This window comes from Paraburkholderia sabiae (assembly GCF_030412785.1).
In the GTDB taxonomy this organism is placed as follows: Bacteria; Pseudomonadota; Gammaproteobacteria; order Burkholderiales; family Burkholderiaceae; genus Paraburkholderia; species Paraburkholderia sabiae.
Genome location: NZ_CP125296.1, coordinates 1,087,065 through 1,105,858, shown reverse-complemented (window position 1 = coordinate 1,105,858; position 18,794 = coordinate 1,087,065). Strand labels below are relative to the sequence as shown.

At 58.1% G+C, this 18,794-nt stretch carries 17 protein-coding genes and 2 pseudogenes; 7 read left to right on the top strand and 12 right to left on the bottom strand.

All coding sequences use genetic code 11. From position 1 onward, the window contains the following. Positions 1-224: 224 nt before the first annotated feature. The 11 genes and pseudogenes from QEN71_RS34715 to QEN71_RS34665 all read right to left on the bottom strand — a co-directional run bounded on the left by QEN71_RS34715 (position 225) and on the right by QEN71_RS34665 (position 11,802). The gene (locus QEN71_RS34715) at positions 225-1,340 is read right to left on the bottom strand and encodes a zinc ribbon domain-containing protein (protein ID WP_201647930.1); all 1,116 of its coding nucleotides are present in this window, start codon (positions 1,338-1,340) and stop codon (positions 225-227) included. A gap of 43 nt (positions 1,341-1,383) precedes the next feature. Then, positions 1,384-1,656, bottom strand: a complete 273-nt coding sequence (locus QEN71_RS34710) for a hypothetical protein (protein WP_201647928.1) — start codon at positions 1,654-1,656, stop codon at positions 1,384-1,386. A gap of 483 nt (positions 1,657-2,139) precedes the next feature. Beyond that, on the bottom strand, positions 2,140-2,397 hold the full coding sequence (locus QEN71_RS34705; RefSeq protein WP_201647925.1) for a hypothetical protein: 258 nt from the start codon (positions 2,395-2,397) through the stop codon (positions 2,140-2,142). A 195-nt stretch (positions 2,398-2,592) separates the two neighbouring features. After that, positions 2,593-2,847, bottom strand: coding sequence for a PAAR domain-containing protein (locus QEN71_RS34700; protein ID WP_201647923.1), 255 nt, complete (start codon positions 2,845-2,847; stop codon positions 2,593-2,595). Positions 2,848-2,862: 15 nt separating this feature from the next. Further along, a complete protein-coding gene (locus tag QEN71_RS34695) occupies positions 2,863-3,714 on the bottom strand; it encodes a hypothetical protein (RefSeq protein ID WP_201647921.1) in 852 nt (283 codons plus the stop codon). A 109-nt stretch (positions 3,715-3,823) separates the two neighbouring features. Further along, positions 3,824-6,337 carry a hypothetical protein gene (locus tag QEN71_RS34690; protein ID WP_201647919.1) on the bottom strand — a complete coding sequence of 838 codons (2,514 nt, stop codon included), beginning with the start codon at positions 6,335-6,337 and terminating at the stop codon, positions 3,824-3,826. A 42-nt stretch (positions 6,338-6,379) separates the two neighbouring features. Beyond that, positions 6,380-8,557 carry a type VI secretion system Vgr family protein gene (locus QEN71_RS34685; RefSeq protein WP_201647917.1) on the bottom strand — a complete coding sequence of 726 codons (2,178 nt, stop codon included), beginning with the start codon at positions 8,555-8,557 and terminating at the stop codon, positions 6,380-6,382. A 450-nt stretch (positions 8,558-9,007) separates the two neighbouring features. Beyond that, positions 9,008-9,919 (bottom strand): proline dehydrogenase family protein, encoded by a 912-nt coding sequence (locus tag QEN71_RS34680; protein ID WP_201647908.1) that lies wholly within the window; start codon positions 9,917-9,919, stop codon positions 9,008-9,010. 389 nt (positions 9,920-10,308) lie between these two features. Beyond that, positions 10,309-10,377: pseudogene (locus tag QEN71_RS34675) on the bottom strand (barstar family protein); the annotation flags it as partial. Positions 10,378-10,528: 151 nt separating this feature from the next. Continuing rightward, the gene (locus QEN71_RS34670; RefSeq protein ID WP_201647906.1) at positions 10,529-11,233 is read right to left on the bottom strand and encodes a hypothetical protein; all 705 of its coding nucleotides are present in this window, start codon (positions 11,231-11,233) and stop codon (positions 10,529-10,531) included. A 185-nt stretch (positions 11,234-11,418) separates the two neighbouring features. Then, the gene (locus QEN71_RS34665) at positions 11,419-11,802 is read right to left on the bottom strand and encodes a hypothetical protein (protein WP_233471651.1); all 384 of its coding nucleotides are present in this window, start codon (positions 11,800-11,802) and stop codon (positions 11,419-11,421) included. 530 nt (positions 11,803-12,332) lie between these two features. Between QEN71_RS34665 and QEN71_RS34660 the strand changes: the two genes are divergently transcribed. From QEN71_RS34660 to QEN71_RS34630, 7 genes and pseudogenes are all read left to right on the top strand, one after another. Beyond that, complete coding sequence (locus QEN71_RS34660) at positions 12,333-13,523, top strand: sterol desaturase family protein (protein WP_201647904.1); 1,191 nt, start codon at positions 12,333-12,335, stop codon at positions 13,521-13,523. A 19-nt stretch (positions 13,524-13,542) separates the two neighbouring features. Continuing rightward, positions 13,543-14,927 (top strand): annotated as a pseudogene (locus QEN71_RS34655) (cytochrome P450). Positions 14,928-15,235: 308 nt separating this feature from the next. Beyond that, positions 15,236-15,646: an IS66-like element accessory protein TnpA gene (gene tnpA / locus QEN71_RS34650; RefSeq protein ID WP_233471650.1), complete on the top strand. Its 411-nt coding sequence runs from the start codon at positions 15,236-15,238 to the stop codon at positions 15,644-15,646. Next, complete coding sequence (gene tnpB, locus QEN71_RS34645) at positions 15,643-15,984, top strand: IS66 family insertion sequence element accessory protein TnpB (protein WP_342965412.1); 342 nt, start codon at positions 15,643-15,645, stop codon at positions 15,982-15,984. The genes tnpA and tnpB overlap by 4 nt, the downstream gene beginning before the upstream one ends. Positions 15,985-16,036: 52 nt before the next feature. Then, positions 16,037-17,629, top strand: a complete 1,593-nt coding sequence (gene tnpC / locus QEN71_RS34640; protein WP_201647896.1) for an IS66 family transposase — start codon at positions 16,037-16,039, stop codon at positions 17,627-17,629. Positions 17,630-17,707: 78 nt separating this feature from the next. Next, positions 17,708-18,124, top strand: coding sequence for a helix-turn-helix domain-containing protein (locus QEN71_RS34635; RefSeq protein ID WP_201647893.1), 417 nt, complete (start codon positions 17,708-17,710; stop codon positions 18,122-18,124). Between the two features lie 77 nt (positions 18,125-18,201). After that, positions 18,202-18,435, top strand: a complete 234-nt coding sequence (locus QEN71_RS34630) for a SymE family type I addiction module toxin (RefSeq protein ID WP_201648099.1) — start codon at positions 18,202-18,204, stop codon at positions 18,433-18,435. A gap of 76 nt (positions 18,436-18,511) precedes the next feature. Here QEN71_RS34630 and QEN71_RS34625 read toward each other — a convergent pair whose 3' ends face one another. Then, entirely contained in the window at positions 18,512-18,787 is a 276-nt protein-coding gene (locus tag QEN71_RS34625; protein ID WP_201647891.1) for a DUF7710 domain-containing protein, read from the bottom strand. Positions 18,788-18,794 lie beyond the last annotated feature (7 nt).

The window sequence follows — 18,794 nt, the reverse complement described above, 5'->3', positions numbered from 1 at the left end:
CCGTAGAGCTCTCCGTTATCCCGAATGTCTTCCGCCTCCCAGTCGACCATCAAAGCCTCGCAGTTCCCAGACCGGTAGCGGATGCACCCATGACCGATAAGCAGACGGTCCTCGCGTGCGAGAGATCTCACCGCAGCGAATGCTTCTTTGAGGTCCATGTTGGCTCACCCGCGGCGGAGACGATTCTCCTTATTAAATACCTCAATCGCTCGAATGGCCAGATTTCATGATCGTGTGGCCGGATGCTCGTCAGATCCTGCGGTACCGGGTTGGGCCGTCTCCCTAACCGGCTCGCCGCACTGGTTGCAGAAAGGGAAGAAGGCGAAATTTCGGCCACCGCAGGCACAGACCCTGAAAAGATTTAACCCGCAATGGATGCAGTACGAGGCCTGCTCGCCACCAAGATGCCACGGTTTATCGCACGACGGGCATACCTTCTTCGGGTATGTGCTGAGCGCCTTTTCGTAATCGACACCCTGTGCGCGTTCCGTCTGGCTCTGTTCGAGTTCCGCGCGCTTTCGCTCGACATATTTCTGGAACGCGCGCAGTGTATAGATGCCGGCGAAGACGGTAAGCGCGACACCCACAAGTACGCGTATATACCCTCCGAAACTGGGCAGGTACGGGACAAGCTCCACGAAGAACGCTGTCGACGCGAAGAGGCCAAAGCCGTACACGAACGGCCAGTACCGGCTTTTGCGAAACCGGATGAACAGCCATACGGCAACGACAAGCAGCGGGAGCGTCAACGCGAGCCGCCACCCGAACACGACGAGTTCGTAATGACGGGTCGCCGCCTCGTAGCGCTTGTTGGTGGCCTGACTCGCGTTCGCGATCTCAATGCGTAACTGGGCCAGATGCGCATCGATCGGCCGAGCCTCGTCAGAGAGTGCATTCTGCTTCCGTTGCCAATCTGCAGCGCTTGCCTGAAGATCGTCAAGTCTCTTTGTCCGTGCAAGCAGCTCGGGATCGTTGCGGCTGTCCCCTGTGGCCTGTCTGGTCGCGATCCAGTTCCTGAAGCTGTCACGCGCCTCCATGTACAGCTTGTCCGCCCGCTCGTGAGCAATTCGGGTGTTCTCGATTCTGTCGTCGAGTGCGTCCCGTTGAAGCTGCACCTCATGCATCTGCGCATGGAGCTGTGCGGTCGCCGCGTCGCTGAACTGCGAGGGATCGGGCGGCGGCCCGCCATGCGGCGCGTACATCAGATCGCGTATCACCAGCGAGCCCAACATATTCAGAAAGATTGCGAAGGCGATCGCAATGATCCAGGAAGCGATTCTTAGCAGACGCGCCGGTCGCGAATATGCCTGGTTTGTTCTGGCAGCAATTCCGTTACTCATGAGTGGCGCCTCCTATCCTTTTATTGTGGAACTCCGACATCGCTCAGAGCTCCCACCGCATTCTTCCCTTCGACACGAAGTACGGGATCTGACAGGCCGCGTCCTGGATTAGCAACACACCATTGATCGTGCAAGTGTAGTCACATTCGACGCCGTGAGGTACCGAACCCGGTAACTCGTCCATCAGCGCCTTGTAATGCTCGGGATGCAGTGCGAGTTTGTCGGGGGACTCACCATCGTGCACTTCTTGATAGCGTTCCAGTCCATCCATGACAAACACGACCACCGGCAAGCCAGGCCTTCGATGCAGGTCCATACCTCACACTCCATGCTTTTTAGCTGACGCTGACCCATCCGAACCACCACGCGGAATCTAGCGAATTACGCTCGCAAGCCGAATGGTTAGGATACCTGCCGGATTATCGCCGCCTTTCCAGCAGTATGGACAAGAATATTGGGAGGTACACATAGGAGCGGTCACGGATAGCCGTTGGCGAACTCATTTACGATCTGGTCCGGCTTCGCGACTTCGAAGGAATGGTTGCGAAACGCAAAACGTCGACGTATTTGCGTGGCAGATCCCGGAACTGGATCAAGGTGAAGAATGCCGGCTACAGCCGCCCGGCCGCGCTCGGCTTTGGCCGAAAGCTCGCCTAGGCTGGAGTCCGTACGTGTCAGGCTTTACGGTGAAATCGATCAGGATACCGGAACGCATACGACTAACGTCCGTGTATGATCGTAGGCTGCAGCGACGCTGCAAGTTTGGGCCATGTTTTGATTTCGTTGAACTTCATCCGAACTACCGTACGGGGTTGACCGCGGCTGCATCGACGGTCAACTGGTCGGCGACTTCCACCCGGCGCAGACCCAGCGCGCGCACTCCGGCCACAACCGCCGGATACACGATGTCCTTTCCGGTAGGTACAAAGTTGTGGCCGCTGGTGTGAAATTCGACATGCAGGGTCCACAGGCCGCGATGAATACCGTAGTGGCGGATCAGCAGGGTCGTGAGTTCTAGCGGCTCGAGGGAAGGAAACGGCTGCGAGGCGTTCGGCATCGTGTGGTGTGGAACGAATGGTGGAGGATTGGTGACATAGGTGGCGCGAGTTGTCCCCAGTTTCTGTGGGCAGCTTTGTGGATAACCTGAAGGTGATCGAAGCTAACACGCCTGATTTTAGGAGATCGCCGTCTTTCCTGTCGGTTATGAGGAATGGGAGGAGAGCCCGGCCACCCCCTCTCGACAGCTACCCCCTCATTCGATCAACCAGCCACTATCGCCTTCAACGAGCGTACCGCCATGGCTGGTCGTGTCGCCCATCCGTGCAATACCCGCCCCGTCGAACTGTGACGTCGAGCCTGAAGTAATGATGGCTCCGCAACCGGTTACATCGCCAATACGGGCGGCAGCACGACCGCCGATGATCACTCCACTTGTACCCGTCATGACTGTTCCCATCCCATGAATCGGGCACATGTGGCGATGACCTACCAGAACAACCGCACGCATTGATGTTCTCCGCTATCAAGGTTGCTGGCCTGATGCTCGGCTATGTTCGCCGGCATACTTCCATTCGAAGCTGAACGGGTCCACGCCGACCTTACCCGGCAGGTTCGGCATGGAATCGCCTTCCTTGACGAGCACCTCGTGGTAACCACCGATCAGGTCGATGGTCTGCCCCACTGCAGACCAGTAGCCGGTTCGCGGCGAGAAATCGCCGGGGCGGGCACGAGGGAACGACGGTGCCTGGGTACGGGCATCGACCTCACCCAGGAACTCAATTCTGTGACCCTTCGCAGCCTCCTCTTCAGTCGGCTTGTAGACCTTGAAGTACAGGCGGTTCGACGGCGCGTTGTCGGTTATCGGGTAGACCATGCGGCCCTTGCCCTGCGCGTCGGTACGCGCCAGGACTTCGCGCACATCGATCCAGTCAAGCTGGCTTTGCCAGTAGACCATTTCATAAATGTGCGTGCCCGGCAGCAACTGGCTGTTCCTGATCACGAAATAGTCAGTTCCCCCATCGTATCGTTCCCTGGCTGATATCACGTAGCGATATTTTCTGATTTCATCGTCACGAGGCGGGGCCTTGATCGCCGCGACGCCGTCGTCGGTTGGAGGCCAAGGATCGATCTGCTTCCCTTCGCAATAGAGTTGCACTGGATTGCTACTCGGTGTTGGCATGCCAGTCGCATTGACGTCCTTATCGGTCGGATTGGTAACCGATTTGCCAAAGCGAACCTTCAGGCTGTCCTCCCGCACCGCGCCGTCAACGAATTTGATTTGAGTGACCAAGGGGTTTTTAGTCCAGTTGATCCGGGTGTCTGGAATACCGATCCTGTCCGCAGTGGTACCAGAAGCGGGTTGAGTAGCTGTCATTGTCATATTCCTATTACCGTTACCATCGTGGAATGTCGAAAGATGTGTGGTACATGCGGCTAAGATGGTCAAGCCCATGAACGCGACAACATACCGTCCCTGCCAGCGATCACACTGTGATATCGGCTTCATGTTTCGCACTCTCGATGAAAAATGCAATGTTCTCCGCATTAGCCAGCGCCTGGTTTGACGCGAACTCGGCCAGCACGCGCGCCGCAAGTGCGCCATAGCCCGTTTGCCCATTAAACTTGTTTGGATCGCTGGTTCCGGCAGGCAGTGCAATGATCTGATCTTTTGCGTGGGCGGTGTTGCGCAGATGCGCCACCTCATGCAGTTGCACTTCCATCCGGTTCTGGTCCACGGCAGCCGTATTGTTGAACGCCCTAAAGAACAGGCCATACTGGCAGCCGATGTTGATGCATTCCATCTGGAACCCTGTCTGTGCCGGAACCAGCGGCCTCGCCGGATAGGTTGCCGGATGCACCCACGCCCCTGCCTCGAAACCCAACGCTCCCTTCACGACACGCTGCAGCGACACATGGCGAAAGAACTCTCGCATCCCTTTCAGATAGAGATATACATGATGTCCAGCCGGTGCGGGCGGAAGCGCTCCATGTAGTGTTATCGGCGTAGCAACCGTATTAGGATCAACACCAAACCAGTAGATAAAGTTCTCCCACAGTTTCGTATGTGTAACGTTGTGAATGTTTTGGGTCGTTGCATATTCACGCGCAATAACCGGCATAGCGGCAGGTGGCGACGGCAGGGCCGCATTCGCATCCTTCCACGGATCGAGCTGCTTTAGCCGCTTGTCGATCAGCTTCAGCCCGGTATTCCAGCTGCTGCGGATTTCCTTCTCGAACGCTTCTTCCGAAAGATGCACGTCGGTCGTCAGGCATTCACGCATCTGTGCCAGAAATCCGAGTGGATGGTAGTGCCAGCTTTTCGGGCTCATCTTCGTGGATATGGCCGTCAGAGCTGGACCGTTCACCCCATCGGTCTCAACGTGCGCTTCCGCCCAGAACTGCTGCTTTTCCACATCCTGCAAGAACGCACTGAACTGCGCGTCGGTCATTTGCGGCAACGGCGGATGCTCGCCCGTCTTCAGCTTCTGGTAGCGCGTCGCGTTATGGTCCTTGTCCCATTCGGTATGGAAGCGCACTGCCGTGTGGCGCAGGATTGCATCGACACCTTCACTGTGCAGATCGTTCAGGTTCAAAGCGGTTGGAAGCTTGCATGCGGCATCGAGTATCTGCTGCATTACAGCATCGTCATCTTCGACGAACGCATCGTCGGTAGTGTTCAGCTCCTTGTCTTCGCACGCTTGCCAGCCACGTGCAGTCCAGTCACTGTCGGTGGTTAGCGTAACCCAGAGGTCCGTAACAAATGCGCGTCCGTCGGCCGCGGCATCCGCTTGAGAAGCGTACGCGTAGTAACTGTTTCCACCGAGGTCGTATAACTTGAAGCAGACCAAATCTGGTAGCGCGTCGGACTTACCCTTTGCATTACAAGGCATTGAGGCAACGAAGCAGGAACCGGCAGCGAATTTAATGACATCGCTGGCTGTCGGTAGAGGATCGGACATGGGTGCTCTTGCTAAAAGGTCCGCATTCCTCGTCAACCACACCTTCCCCATGCCATCGCTCCTGCTGCTGTCTGCATAGTCCTGGTGCGACGTTCCGGGGTCAACAATATTACGCGGTTCAAGTGACTTCATCGGCTTCAACAGCGTCTTGTCGGCCGTAAAAATCTCGAAGTGGAAACTATCATCCAAGACGCCGGATTGGCTGTCGGTTTTTCCCGGGTAGCCAATCACCTCACCGGTGCGAACTGGATGACCGATAACCTTCACGGTATCAAGCGTGCGCCACTTCCGCTCTGACGGATGACACGCATAAAGTGCAGCGATCGGATAACTGAGTCTGACTTTTGCGGACACTGCTGGCGGTACTGTCGGGTCCATGTCGAGAAACATATACTCGATCCAGCCGTCGATCGTACTTTTAGTGTTGATATCCGTCGCGCGCACCTTCGCCATCTGGTGACCGTCGCCATTCACGGCCAGCACCGTTACCTCATCACCACGCAACGCACTAACGGGCAGGATGCTCTCACCCGTCGTCACGAATGGCGGCAACAGAGCCTTGTCATGCAGTTGCTTCGCTGGCATCAGGTTCGCGTATAGCGAATAGAAATGTGCGCCCGTGTAGCGGTTGACGTTCAGCGTGTTTGCACCATTGTTCTTCTCGCACTCGTGCCGGATCAGCACGAAGCTCCCGCTAAGTTGCCGTGGTGGCTTCGGCTTCGATTGCGGCGAGGATGGCGCGCTGCCATTTACCAACGTATCAAGCGCACTGACGGTGTAATCCGTGTCCAGACGATACGCGACGATCGTTCCGTCAGCCACCGCCCTCACCGGCTTCGTGCCCTTCAGGTGGACGCCGCCGTGCCAGAAGCGGTTCATGCCGACCGGGAAGACGCCGCCCGCAACGCTTCTCGCAAGGTCGAAGTACTTCTTTGCAAGGGCCGGGGTCGTCGACGCCGCAGAGTTCGACGTCGTGTAGGAGACGGGCTGCGGCGTGCTGTAGTAAGGGTCGTCTTCGAACGGGAAGGTAATGATCATCGGTTAATTGTTCTGTGCGGTGTTGCCGGAAGGTCGCGGAGACTAGCCGGAGAAAGGAAAAGACCCGGCGTCGAAGGGATCGCCGTCACGAACGTCTGAGCGCAGTTCCAGTGCGTTCTTTACCCATCCGCTACTTGACTGGATTGGCCCCTTGAAGGTGATCCGCGTGGCTTCCAGGGTGATGCCATTGCCGTCAAGCGTGATAGTCCCCGCCGGACCGGAAATCTTTGCCACGTCGCCCGCCTGGAGTTGGACCACCCGGCTCTTCAGGCCGGCCTGTTGCCCCGCCTCCAGCTGGTAATGTCCCTGTACCGTATGTTCCGCATGACCACCAATCTCCACCAGATGGTTCGCCGTGATCTGGTCCTTCCGGTGGTTCCCGATCTTCTCGATGCGGTCCTTGCCGACCTGCAACGTGTGGTTGTGCCCGACTTCGAGAAATGCATCCTCGCCGACACGATGACGCCGGTCGCGGTGGATCTCCACCTGTTCGTCGTGTCCCACTGTCTCGGAACGGTCGTGACCGATGGTGGAGCTTTCGTCGTTCTCGATGGTCTTCAGCCGGTCATGCCGGACGGCATGAGACTCGTCGTTCTCAACCTCGGTACGCATGTTGCGCTCAGCCTGCAACCACAGTTCTTCCGCGCCCCTCTTGTCCTCGAAGCGGATCGCGTTCGCGTTGCCGTAGCCACCGTCCTTCGACGTGCGTGTGAGAAAGCCGCTCTGCGTCGCGTTGCCGGGCAGATCCCACGGCGGCATCGTCATCGCGTTGTAGACACGTCCGGTCACGATTGGCCGGTCCGGGTCGCCGTTCTCGAAATCAACGATCACTTCGGTGCCGACGCGCGGAATGTGGATGCCGCCGAAGTTGCTGCCCGCCCACGGATATGACACACGTATCCAGCACGAAGAGTTGTGGTCTTTCGAGCCATGACGGTCCCAGTGAAAGCTCAGCTTCACGCGGCCATACTGGTCGGTCCAGATTTCCTGCCCGGCGGGGCCCGTGACAATCGCCGTCTGGGGACCGCTCGTGCGTGGCTTGGTGTACTTCCTTTCGCGCCGGAATACGTTGGTGGCGGGCTGCACGTCGAATGTGGTGGTGATGCGGTATTGGGCTCCGCTGCCGCTCGCTTCGCCAGTTTCTTCGGCTTCCAGCGCTGCTCTCAGCACCAGGTATTCGCGGTTCGCGCCCGCCTGCGGATGGCCAGCAAGGGTGAAGGTTGTGCCACATACCACTTCGCGTACGTTACCCTTGCCAGAGGCGCGTTCTCCATGGGCATACAGTTCCTCCATCCGCACGCGCGCGAACCGTTCACCATCGTCGCGTTCGGTGTAGTCGCCGGGCCATTCGTAGCGTTCGAAGTCGTTATGTGCCGTCTCCTGCGGCAGTTCGTTCTGCGCCTGAAGCTGCGCCTTCGGCTTCTTGAAGTGGTAGTCGCTCGTGGTCCAGATGCCGGTCTGGACACGTTCGGTCGTATCGAAGTGATCGATGTATTCGCGGTCGATCTTGTGTCCGGGCGGGTAGTACCACAGTGTCTGGTACGCAGCACTCTCGACAGGCTTGTGCGCGCCAAGATGATCAACCAGTACCATCCGGTGAAAGGTATCCGAGTGTTCGATGAACCAGTAGATGCCGTGCTCGGCCATCAGACGCTGGATAAAATGCAGGTCGGTTTCTCCGTACTGAACCTGGTAGTCCAGCGCTGGATACTTGCCGCTCAGGCGGAAGTCGTACGAGTACATGTAGTTCCCGAACACTTCCTCGATTATTTCCACTACGCTCTTGCGCTGGAATATCTTGAAGTCTGAGCGCAGACCCATGAGGGCAGGCCAGGGCTGCATAAGCACCCTGTAGCGATACTGGCGATTCAGTTGGCCAACGAAGCTGGCCTCCATCACAAGGCCGCTGATCTCGCGCGTACCGGCGCCGATATTGGCTGCACCTGCCAAGCCCTGGACTCCCGGCATGAAGGTGCCCATTCCTTCAAGCTGGATTGTGACGGTGAGTTCTGTACCAGCCAGCGCCTTCAGGTCGATAGCTGATGCCTTGTCATCCGCCATGTCAAGAGCCGTGGTAAGGAAGAGCTCATAGCCAAAGACCGTCGAGAGAGATTCCTCGCCCCTGATCGCGTTCAGCAGTAACGTGGGGGTGCCATCCGGCAATTGGGGCAGTGCGGGCCCGCTTATCGTCAGTGTGCGACTCCTTGAAAACATAAGCATGACTAATCTACCTTCTGATTGGTTTTTCTTTGATTGGAACGGAGGTGATTTGAAAGTGGAAGCAGAATTATCCGAAAATTGCCGGGGCGAGCGACAATTTTGCCAACCGCATCAGGATGCGGATTCACCCCGCGTGGTCCTGCGAGAGCAACCACGCGTTTATGGCCAGATGGGAGGCTCTCGCTATATGTAGCCTGGAGAATCTGACGGAATTACGCGGGTGGGGCTGAAAAAATTAACGGTGTGACGGAGTCGTAGGGGAATGAGGGTTGCTTGCACCGGGTGTGCAGCAGACTTCAGGAGACGGTCGATCGCAGCCAGTGGTGTGACGTGCTTCAAGCGACACAGCCCCATTTCTCCATCTCCTCCCAGCTGGCAGACCGAAAAATAGACGGCATTCACTTCTGTGGCCTCTCGGTCTCACGCTGGGAAATTACTCAGGAGGATTGCTCAGCCGGCGCGCAGCAATGCGCGCAGAACGTAGCCTGCGATGCGTGGGTTTTCCTTGATTCGTCGCGTGCTATACCCGTACCAGTCGTGACCATAAGGAACATACACGCGCACCTGAAATCCCATGGCACGCAATCGCTCGCGCAGTGGTTCGCACACACCGAGCAACATCTGAAACTCAAAGCGGGTCGACTCAATCTGCTCGCGCTGGATCCACGAAATCAATGTATTGATCAATGCTTCGTCATGCGTCGCGATGCCGACGAACGATCCGGCCTGCAACGCGCCTGTTACATGTTGCGCGAAGTGCCTGTTGATAGCGGTCCGGTCTAGTGATGCGCCCGGTACAAGATGCTCATCTGCTTCCGCGTAAATGCCTTTGCAGATTCGTAGTCTGCTCGACCGGCGTTGAAGTGCCGCGATGTCGCTGTACGTGCGTCTCAGATACGCCTGTAATGCAATGCCTACATCCACGCCAGCCGCCTCCACCTCTGCGAAAAGATCGAGCGTCCTTTGGGTGCAGGTCACATCCTCCATGTCGATGCAGGCGGTCACGCGTTGCGCGGTCGCCGCATTGAGGATTTGCAGGACATGCCGCTTGCAGACGGCTTCGTCAAAAAGCAAGCCGAACGCTGAGGGCTTGATCGACAGCTCTGCGGGCAAACAGCGGGCGTGTAGTGCCTCGATCAGGGTCTTGTACTCGCCAGCCAGTGTTTCGACTTCTGCTGGTGAGGAAGCTGTTTCACCCAGTACATCCAGGGTCACACGGTAGCCTGCCTCATCCAGGGAGCGCACACAGTCAAGCGCGTCGGTGAGTGTCGCGCCCGCAATATAGCGGTGCGAGATTTTACGGATGAGAGAACGGGGAATGAACGGGATGGCGCGTGCCGCTACCGTATTGAGAATACGCATGGTGGTCTCACGAAAAAGCCGTCGTGCGATGCCTGACAGGTTGGTGGGATCGCGAACGACATTGCCGGATCGCCTGACGCGAGTCCGGAACGAATAGCCACGTCAGTGCATTGACGGAGGCTCTTCAGCGCTATTTCAAGGGGGGCCAGGCTGCTGCGTACATTCCGGGATGGGTGCGAGTAATGTTATTACACCGTGGATGAAAGCCACGAGACGAGCGTTTTGGCGCTCCTCCGTGGACAATCGGTTGATCATAGCACGGTCAGTAATCCGATCCTTCCGTCACCGCAGTCGCGAGATTATTGAACCGCGGGAGCGGGATCGTGCATGTCGCCTTGCGATCAAAGTAAATCCGATAGTGCAAGAACAGGCAGGAAAATGCGGAACTGCTACGCTGGTTCATCGATGGAACTCAAACAGTCAATCAAGGCGTCCATGTTGTTGCCGTAAAACGCCGGAAACTAAAGATATCTGAGAAAACCCGATGAACGGAAGGGCAATCTGTGCTTTCAGCCGTATCTACGAACACCGTCGTCATCTCTCCTGGAAGCCAATCGTCGTGATCGGTGCCATGCACGCCCAAGTCAACATAGATAGCTCACTCCAGTCTCATTCTCTGTGCACTCGATCTACCAATGCCTGCGCCTGCTGGATCAGGCGTGCATAACCCGCCTGTTTCGGCAACTCCCGTCCGTAGCAACGCTCGAAAATCAATTCGCTTGCCTGTTTTCTTTCATAGAGCGTCTTGCAAACCGGAATCGCAGCCACGTTAACTGGCTGAACGAGGATGTAGACACGGCCACCTTGCATGACGGCCGCGCCGAGTTGATCGGGCGGGTTAGGCGCGACTTCGTCTTGCCCCTGCTCGAACAAAATCACCTTCGCTATGCTGTTCGACATGTGCGATTTGACAGGCAATTCGGCAAACTTCTCAGCGGCGGCGTCGTTGTTCAGCGCGCCGGAGTACAGGATCTCGTCACTGAGCGCCTCTATCGTATTCTCACGCATGTGGAGCGGTTTGCCCTGCCTGCCCTGCGCTTCGCTTTCCAGGCGCAACCAGGCTTCCAGCAAAGGGCGCGTGGTAACGACTAGCTGGGTCTGGCTACCGTCTGATGCCCGATAGGCGAGTCCGTCCAGGGGGTGATAAGTGGGCCAGCCATCAAGGTACGTAAAGGTCAAACGGCCCGGAGCGGAAACGCCATCGACATGAATCGGGCCGACAAGCCGCTGCATCATCTGTTCGAGCTTCGAGGTAGATTTTCTACTCTGGTCCTCAAGCTGAGCCGATTGTGTACCGTTGTTCGCGTGGGACACTGCATCCTCCCGCGCTCGCAGATAGGCACGAGTTCCGGTTTGCACTTCACCGGCTCGTGTGTTTAGTGATATGGCCAACAGCGCACATGCACAGGCTAGATAAATATTTTTGCTTCTCATCTTTTCGATCCCTGACGGACTTCACATACCACCCAATAACCGGGAGCACATTCTCCGATGCACGATTACTCGTTGCGGAGCATAAGTAGCCGGATCAAAAAGATAACTCCTGCGGTGGCTATGCCAATCATAACGGCAGCAGCAAAGCAGTTGTATGCCTCAAGAATCCTGCGGGCGTCTTCGCTGGGAGTCGAGGTTGATGTCAGCAAATCAAGGTTATCGACGACTTTGATGAAGTAGATATAGGGACTGTTGGCAGCGACCGTGTCACTTGCATACCAGAACTTTAGATATGCGGTGGGCGCAGTGATGACGAATGCTGCTACGCCATATAGCAGGGAGCTAAAAATTTTGCACTTCGTTTTCATGATGGCTGACGGGAATTGCGAGATCGGTATGCGTGACGAGCAAGGCCCCAACGCAACGAGGCCCGAGGTCTTGATGCCCATAGGCTTACCTCGCAGGATACGGTCGATGCCGATAATGCACCCAATCGGGTGTCGGCAAGGAGACGCGCGATGCTCTCCTCGACCGTCGCATACGTCAGCACCATCGAAACTTGCCATTATGAAAACGCGGTACAGCGAGTAGGATTTGCTGCATCGAAGCGGCGGAGGATGTAAGCGGCAGAACAAAGGATTGCACATTAGCATAACGTAATATCGAGATACATCAGCAACCTGCCTGTCGGATAAAATCCAGGATTGGTCAGTGGGTGAAAAAGCAGCATCAATTCCCGCTACTCAATACTGGCCACCTGCTCATCGAGCTTCGCAGGCCCACCCCACTGCTAGCGGAAGCGAGTCGATTATGACGGCAGGCAAGCGATCAGAAACGCACGAGAGTACTTGAGACCCTAATGTTGGGCATACTCCCTGTCCGATTCAGCAAGTACTCTGGCGCTCGAATAGGTTTTCAGGATGCATTCGACCTCTTTCCGCGTGGCGTCCAGATCAGCTGAAACCAGACCGTCTTCCCGATGTTCGCGAGCCTGTTTTCAATGTACGCAGTCCCTGCATTGTCGGGAGAAAACCAGAAATTGCCCAGTATGAGTCCATACGCCATTGCTTGTGCCGTGGGCGGCGGCCTGATTTTCGCAGAAGCGGCCCTGCTAAAGATCCTGCGCCGCGAACGCACCGCCTGGATGGAGCTCGTCTTCAATCTGAACTCCGGTCATATCGTGATGTGGGCGTTCCGTGGTGTCGAAATCGCGGCGTATGCTGCCGTGTTCAGGCATCTGAACCTACACTCGGTCGACCGCCTGCCGCGTGCGGCACAATGGATCTTTGGGCTGTTCGCCTGGGACTTCTGCTTCTACTGGAGGCATCGGGCCCACCATCGATTGGGTCTGCTTTGGGCGGTGCATGTTGTTCATCATCAGGGAGAGCGCTTCAACCTGTCGCTGTGCAACCGCAATTCCTGGTACGCGTCGCTTACCGACTTCCCGTTTTCCGGCGTGCTAGCCGTCTTGGGCCTGCCGCTCGATGTCTACGTCACCGTTTCGTCGTTTCACTATGCCATCCAGTTCTTCAACCATTGTGGACTCATCCAGTCGGCGGGCGTCCTGGACCGCTTTCTGGTTACGCCGCGCCATCACCGCGTGCATCATCGTGCCGAACCACAGTTCTTCAATCGCAATTTTGGCGGTAGCTTTCTCCTTTGGGACAAACTCTTCGGTACCTTCGCGCAAACTACAGACCATGCCGACGCCCGTTACGGTGTGGATGGCATTGCCAACAGCCGCAACCCGCTGCGCGCAAGTCACGAACCGCTACTGCATTGCGTGGGCGGCAGTTGGCCTAACGGTTCATTTTCTCCGCCACAGCAAATGAATTCCACCTTCGTGGCCCTCCGCGGCTTGCTTCTTTATGGCTTACTCATTTGCTGGCTGGATACGCAACAGGGCGTCCACTCGAACCCACATTGGTTACTGATGGTCTGCTCGCTGACCGGGACCATTGCGCTCGGCGCGCATTGCGATGGCGAACGCTGGGGCACGCTCGGCTGGAGCGCGTTAGCCATCGCGATGCCTGCGCTGCTCGCTAGCGATCGTGCGGCAAGTGGTACCGTGCCCACCGTACTCCTCGTACTGTTCGCCATGCACGGCATCTTCGGCATGATCCAGTTCGCCCGCATCGCTCCATCGGCCTCCCGGCTGCCACCGCGCTAAAGACATTTGCCCTCCGTACATGGACCTGCTTCAACCTGTGCTGTTCCACCCGCCTGCGCCCGCGCCGCACAAGTCACCTCTCGGCCGCCTCGCGCTGCTGTTGACGATTCGCCGGAATCCACTCGAGATATGGTGCGAAGACGACTTCCGTCTGCCAATCCAGCTTCGCAAGTCCATCGTCGATCACCGTGCGCTGGTCAACGACCCCGCAGCAATCCGCCATATCTTTGTCGACAACGCGCGCAACTACGAGAAAAACGAGTTGCAACTTCGCCTGCTGCGTCCAGCTCTGGGTGTCGGCATCATCACGTCAAATGGAGATGCCTGGCGCCGGCAACGCCAGATGATGGCGCCGCTCTTCACGCCACAGTGGGTAAAGACGTTTGCTGTCGGACAGGCAGAGGCTGCGCGGCAATGCGCGGAGCGCATCACTCGCTCCATGCGCGCATGCGGTGAACACACACTCGATATCGCCGCGGAAATGGGCCGCCTCACGCTCGAGATCCTGGAGCACACGCTGTTCAGCCATGGACTCGCGTGCGAACCTTCGGTGTTCCAGCAGGCCATTGCGCGCTACCTCGAAACGCGCGGACGGCTCGACTACCTTGATCTCGTCGGCTTGCCGGACTGGCTGCCGCGCCTCAATCGCCTCAAGGGCCGCAAGTCATTGCAGCACGCCACGCGCGTCGTCAACGAGATGATTGCGCAGCGGCGTGCATTGCTCGAATGCGGCGGCCCGGCGCCGCAGGATCTGCTCACGCTGCTGCTGAGTGCACGCGACGCGGAGGGGCAGCCGCTTAGCGAGCGCGAACTGCGCGACGATATCGTCACGTTCATCGGCGCGGGCCACGAAACAAGCGCCAATGCCCTGACGTGGACACTGTATCTGCTCTCGCAATCGCACGTGTGGCGCGCACGTGTGGAAGCTGAAATCGATGCGCACGCGCATGAAGCCCCGACGTTCGTTGACCTGCCGGTGACGCGTGCCGTGATCGAGGAGTCCCTGCGCCTATACCCCCCCATTTCCATGATGAGCAGGGTCGCACGCGAAGACGATACGCTGGCTGGCGTGGCGATTCCTGCAGGAGCAATCGTCACGGTTGCGCCTTATGTGTTGCATCGTCACAAGACGCTCTGGAGCGACCCGTACGTCTTTGATCCCGAGCGATTCATGGGTGCGAGGCGCGAACGCATCGCGCGCCATGCCTATATCCCGTTCGGTGCGGGCGGGTGTGCATCGGGATGAGCTTTGCGATGACCGAGATGCTGGTGGTACTACGCTGCCTGCTCAGCCGGTTTCGCTTCGATCTGGCTCCCGGCCATTGCGTCGTGCCTCAGGTGCGCGTGGCAACGCGCCCGCAATACGGTATGAAGATGCATGTCTCTCTGCGCGAAGCTGTCTGACCTCGATGGCCAGCCCCACTCACCCTACCACGTTTGCTTTCTTTCCCGCTGGCGCTTCGTCTTCTGCCAGCGCATAGGTACGCTGTCGCAGTTCATCTATCAGTGCACGGTCGCTGCGGCATCCTGCGAGTTGCTCGAAAGACACTGGCGCGCCAATACTCGCAGTTACGGGCGAACCCATGCGTGCACCAACCTCGCGAAAGATCAGCGCAAGCTTGAGTGTCCGTAAGCAGTCAATGATTACCGTCTTGAAGGGATGACAGGCACTGGCCAGCATAGAGTCCGCCAAATAATTGGAGGACTCTAAAGTGGACGAACTGGACGAGGTGGTGACTGCGGCGCCCAAGCGCCCGAACTTTACGCCGGAGTTCCGGCAGTCGATTATCGAGATGATGCTCAAACCCGGGGCCTGCGTGGCGCAGATCGCGCGGGAACATGGGCTGAACGACAACATGCTGTTCAAATGGCGTCGGCGGTATCTTGAAGCACAGGCCCGGGGCACGGCGTCAGTGCCGACACTGACAGGCACGGTACAGGGCACGGACAGTACGTCGATGCTGCCGGTGAACATCATCGATATGCCGGTGTCGGCAAGCCAGCCTGCGGCCAGCGCCGCCGCCGTTTGCGAGGTGGAAGTCGAGGTGGGCAAGCGACGTGTGCGTATCCGGGGTGTGTCGCAGGAGTTCGCCGAGCGCTTCCTGAAGGACTGCTTGAAGTGATCCCTCCGAACACGCGCATCTGGATCGCGGCGGGTGTCACTGATATGCGCTGTGGCTTCAATTCTCTAGCCGCCAAGGTCGAGACGGTCCTGCGCAAAGATCCATACAGTGGCCACGTGTTCCTGTTCCGAGGCAAACGCGGCGATCTATTGAAGGCGCTTTATTGGTGCGATGGCGGGCTATGTCTTCTTGCGAAGCGTCTGGAGAAAGGCCGGTTTGCCTGGCCACGCTCCGACGGTGGTGTCGTTGCACTGACTACGGCCCAGCTCTCGCTCTTGCTTGAAGGTTTCGATTGGCGGCAACCAGTCGAAACCGTGCGGCCACACAGCGCTTTGTAAACGATGGTCAAGTGGCGTTCGCGCACAAGCAGAGTGCCCGTAAACTGCCTTCATGGAACCCCGCGCTACAGCCTTGCCCGACGACATCGACGCCCTCAAGGCGATGGTGTTCGCTCGCGACGAGCAGCTTCGCGAACGCGATGCGCGGGTTGCCGACCTGCAGGAGCAGCTCTCGTCGCGTGCTATCGAAATCGAACACCTGAAGCTGATGATCGCGAAGCTGCGCCGCATGCAGTTCGGGCGCAAGTCGGAGAAGCTAGATCGCCAGATCGAGCAACTTGAATTGCGGCTGGAGGATCTGCAGGCCGACGAGGGCGCTACCGACATGGCAGCGCCTCGCGCGGTACCCCGGCCACGGCGCGAAGGAGCCGGCCGAAAGCCGCTGCCTGATCATCTCGAACGTGAAGAGCGCGTGCATCTGCCGACGGACGACAACTGCCCGGATTGCGGCGGGCGGCTCAAGCCGTTGGGAGAAGACATCGCCGAGCAGCTCGAGTACGTGCGTGCGCACTTCCGCGTGATCCGTCACCGTCGTCCGAAACTCGCCTGCGCGTGCTGCGATTGCATTGTGCAGGCCGCGGCACCAAGCCGACCGGTTGACCGCGGCATCGCAGGCCCGGCACTGCTTGCGCATATCGCGGTGTCGAAGTTCGCTTACCACCTCCCTTTGCATCGTCAGGCCGTCATGTACGCGCGTGACGGCGTCGAGATCGATCCGGGCACGATGGGGTACTGGATGGGTAGCGTCTCGCAACTGCTCACGCCGCTGGTCGATGCCGTGCGCCGCTATGCGCTGGGTGGCTACAAGGTTCATGGGGACGATACGCCTCTGCCGGTACTGGCTCCAGGCAATGGCCGCACGAAGACAGGCCGTCTGTGGGTCTACGTTCGCGACGATCGGCCCTCCGGCTCCGAGGAGCCGGCGGCGGTCTGGTTCACCTACACGTCGGATCGGCGAGGCGAGCATCCGCAACAGCATCTGGCCAACTTCACCGGCGTGCTGCAGGCCGACGCGTTCGCCGGTTACGCCGAACTGTATCGCGGTGAGCGCATCCAGGAAGCGGCCTGTATGGCGCACGCGCGCCGAAAGATCCACGATCTGCACGCCGTGCGTCCCAATGCAGTGACTGAAGAGGCGCTGCGTCGCATTGGCGCGCTTTACCGGATCGAGGAGCAGATCCGCGGCAAGCCACCGGACGAACGCCGGCGCATGCGCCAGGCACAAGCGGTACCGCTGCTCGACGACATGAAGCGGTGGTTCGACGCGACGCTTGCCACGCTCTCTGCGAAGTCCGATACGACGAAGGCGATTCGCTATGCGCTCAATCGCTGGCCGGCGCTCGTCTATTACTGCACGGACGGTCGGGCCGAGATCGACAACCTGATCGCCGAGCGGGCGCTGCGCGGTGTGGCCCTCGGAAGGCGCAACTTCCTGTTCGTCGGTTCCGATTCCGGCGGCGAGCGCGCGGCGGCTATGTACAGTCTCATCGGCTCGGCGCGCCTGAACGGCCTCGATCCCGAGGCGTATCTCGCCTATGTGCTCGAGCGCATTGCCGATCACCCGGCTAACCGTGTCGAGGACCTGCTGCCGTGGAATGTTGCGCCGGCGCTGCCGTCCTCTGCACGTGTTGAACCCATCCGATAGCATTCCTCAGCTCCATCGTCAACGACCCGAGCTACGGTGATGCTTGGGCGCTTACATACAAATCGGAGGCTTACCATCATGGCGTCACTTCATGCCGGGTTCGCTACGATGAGTTTTTCTGCTCGCTTCATTGCGCTGCGCAAGGAGCGCGGCTTTACGCAGCAAAGTCTGGCCGAGGCCACCGGCATTCACGTCCAGCAGATCAAACGCTACGAAGCCGGTACCTCCGAGCCTTCCGCCGAAGTCCTGCGCAAGCTCGCCCGCACCTTCGCCGTCTCTACGGACTGGCTTCTTTTTGAGGAGGGAGAACGCGCCCCTTCCGACGACCTCGCCTTGCAGTTCGAAGCCGTTCAGCAACTCTCGGACGACGAGCGCGCCATCATCAAGGAAGTCGTGGAAAGCCTCATCATCAAGTACCAGACAAGGCGTTGGGATTCGGCCAGGTCGGCCGCACCCGCTGCAAAGAAAGCAGCCAAGGAAGGGAGAAGGAAGTAATGCAGTAAAGCGCGGGCCGCATGGGCGCCAACCCGCACGGCCCGCTGACCACCACCAGTTCAATGGAGGAACTGACTATGGCTGACGCCCATCTTAAAGCACGTCCACCCGTCACGGAACGATTCATGACCATTCAGCAGTCGCGACGATTCCAGCGTAACTGGCGCAAGCCTTGGCATCTGCGCACCGACCCGCCGCTTTTTCCGTGGTTCAAGCTTGCCGGACGGTGGATCGAGCAGGCGGGTTTCATGCCGGGACAACGGGTAAGGATTAACGTTGAACACGGGCGGCTTGTGATTACCGCCGAATAAAAACATAGGGCCGCTTTTCTGCGGCCCGGGCTACTTTCTTGACCTTAACGTTTTTAGAACGCTTTTCCGAATAAACTCACTCCTCTTTACCATCCTCGAAGTGAAGGTGCTCCATTGATGCGCAAGAGAACCTACCTATGAATTCAGGTGTCTTCTGAGCATCCTTAATTGGATCGAAGAATTGTTTTTCGATAGCCCACTCATAAACGCCAATGTTTATTGGATAGAGAGTAAGTACACCAGTCAGCCTATTACGCGCTATCCAGCCTTTTGCCTCTTCAAAATCCAAGAATACACCAGACGGAAAATTTCCTCCGGCACCGGAAAAAATCCATATCTTGTCAAGATTCACGATTCGC

Excerpts from the sequence above, each read along its gene's own strand:
- QEN71_RS34695 (WP_201647921.1), bottom strand. The coding sequence starts at position 3,714 with ATGACAGCTACTCAACCCGCTTCTGGTACCACTGCGGACAGGATCGGT.
- QEN71_RS34690 (WP_201647919.1), bottom strand. The coding sequence starts at position 6,337 with ATGATCATTACCTTCCCGTTCGAAGACGACCCTTACTACAGCACGCCG.
- QEN71_RS34635 (WP_201647893.1), top strand. The coding sequence starts at position 17,708 with ATGGCGTCACTTCATGCCGGGTTCGCTACGATGAGTTTTTCTGCTCGC.
- QEN71_RS34715 (WP_201647930.1), bottom strand. The coding sequence starts at position 1,340 with ATGAGTAACGGAATTGCTGCCAGAACAAACCAGGCATATTCGCGACCG.
- QEN71_RS34710 (WP_201647928.1), bottom strand. The coding sequence starts at position 1,656 with ATGGACCTGCATCGAAGGCCTGGCTTGCCGGTGGTCGTGTTTGTCATG.
- QEN71_RS34680 (WP_201647908.1), bottom strand. The coding sequence starts at position 9,919 with ATGCGTATTCTCAATACGGTAGCGGCACGCGCCATCCCGTTCATTCCC.
- QEN71_RS34660 (WP_201647904.1), top strand. The coding sequence starts at position 12,333 with ATGTTCGCGAGCCTGTTTTCAATGTACGCAGTCCCTGCATTGTCGGGA.
- QEN71_RS34700 (WP_201647923.1), bottom strand. The coding sequence starts at position 2,847 with ATGCGTGCGGTTGTTCTGGTAGGTCATCGCCACATGTGCCCGATTCAT.
- QEN71_RS34705 (WP_201647925.1), bottom strand. The coding sequence starts at position 2,397 with ATGCCGAACGCCTCGCAGCCGTTTCCTTCCCTCGAGCCGCTAGAACTC.
- QEN71_RS34685 (WP_201647917.1), bottom strand. The coding sequence starts at position 8,557 with ATGCTTATGTTTTCAAGGAGTCGCACACTGACGATAAGCGGGCCCGCA.
- QEN71_RS34665 (WP_233471651.1), bottom strand. The coding sequence starts at position 11,802 with ATGGGCATCAAGACCTCGGGCCTCGTTGCGTTGGGGCCTTGCTCGTCA.
- QEN71_RS34630 (WP_201648099.1), top strand. The coding sequence starts at position 18,202 with ATGGCTGACGCCCATCTTAAAGCACGTCCACCCGTCACGGAACGATTC.
- tnpC (WP_201647896.1), top strand. The coding sequence starts at position 16,037 with ATGGAACCCCGCGCTACAGCCTTGCCCGACGACATCGACGCCCTCAAG.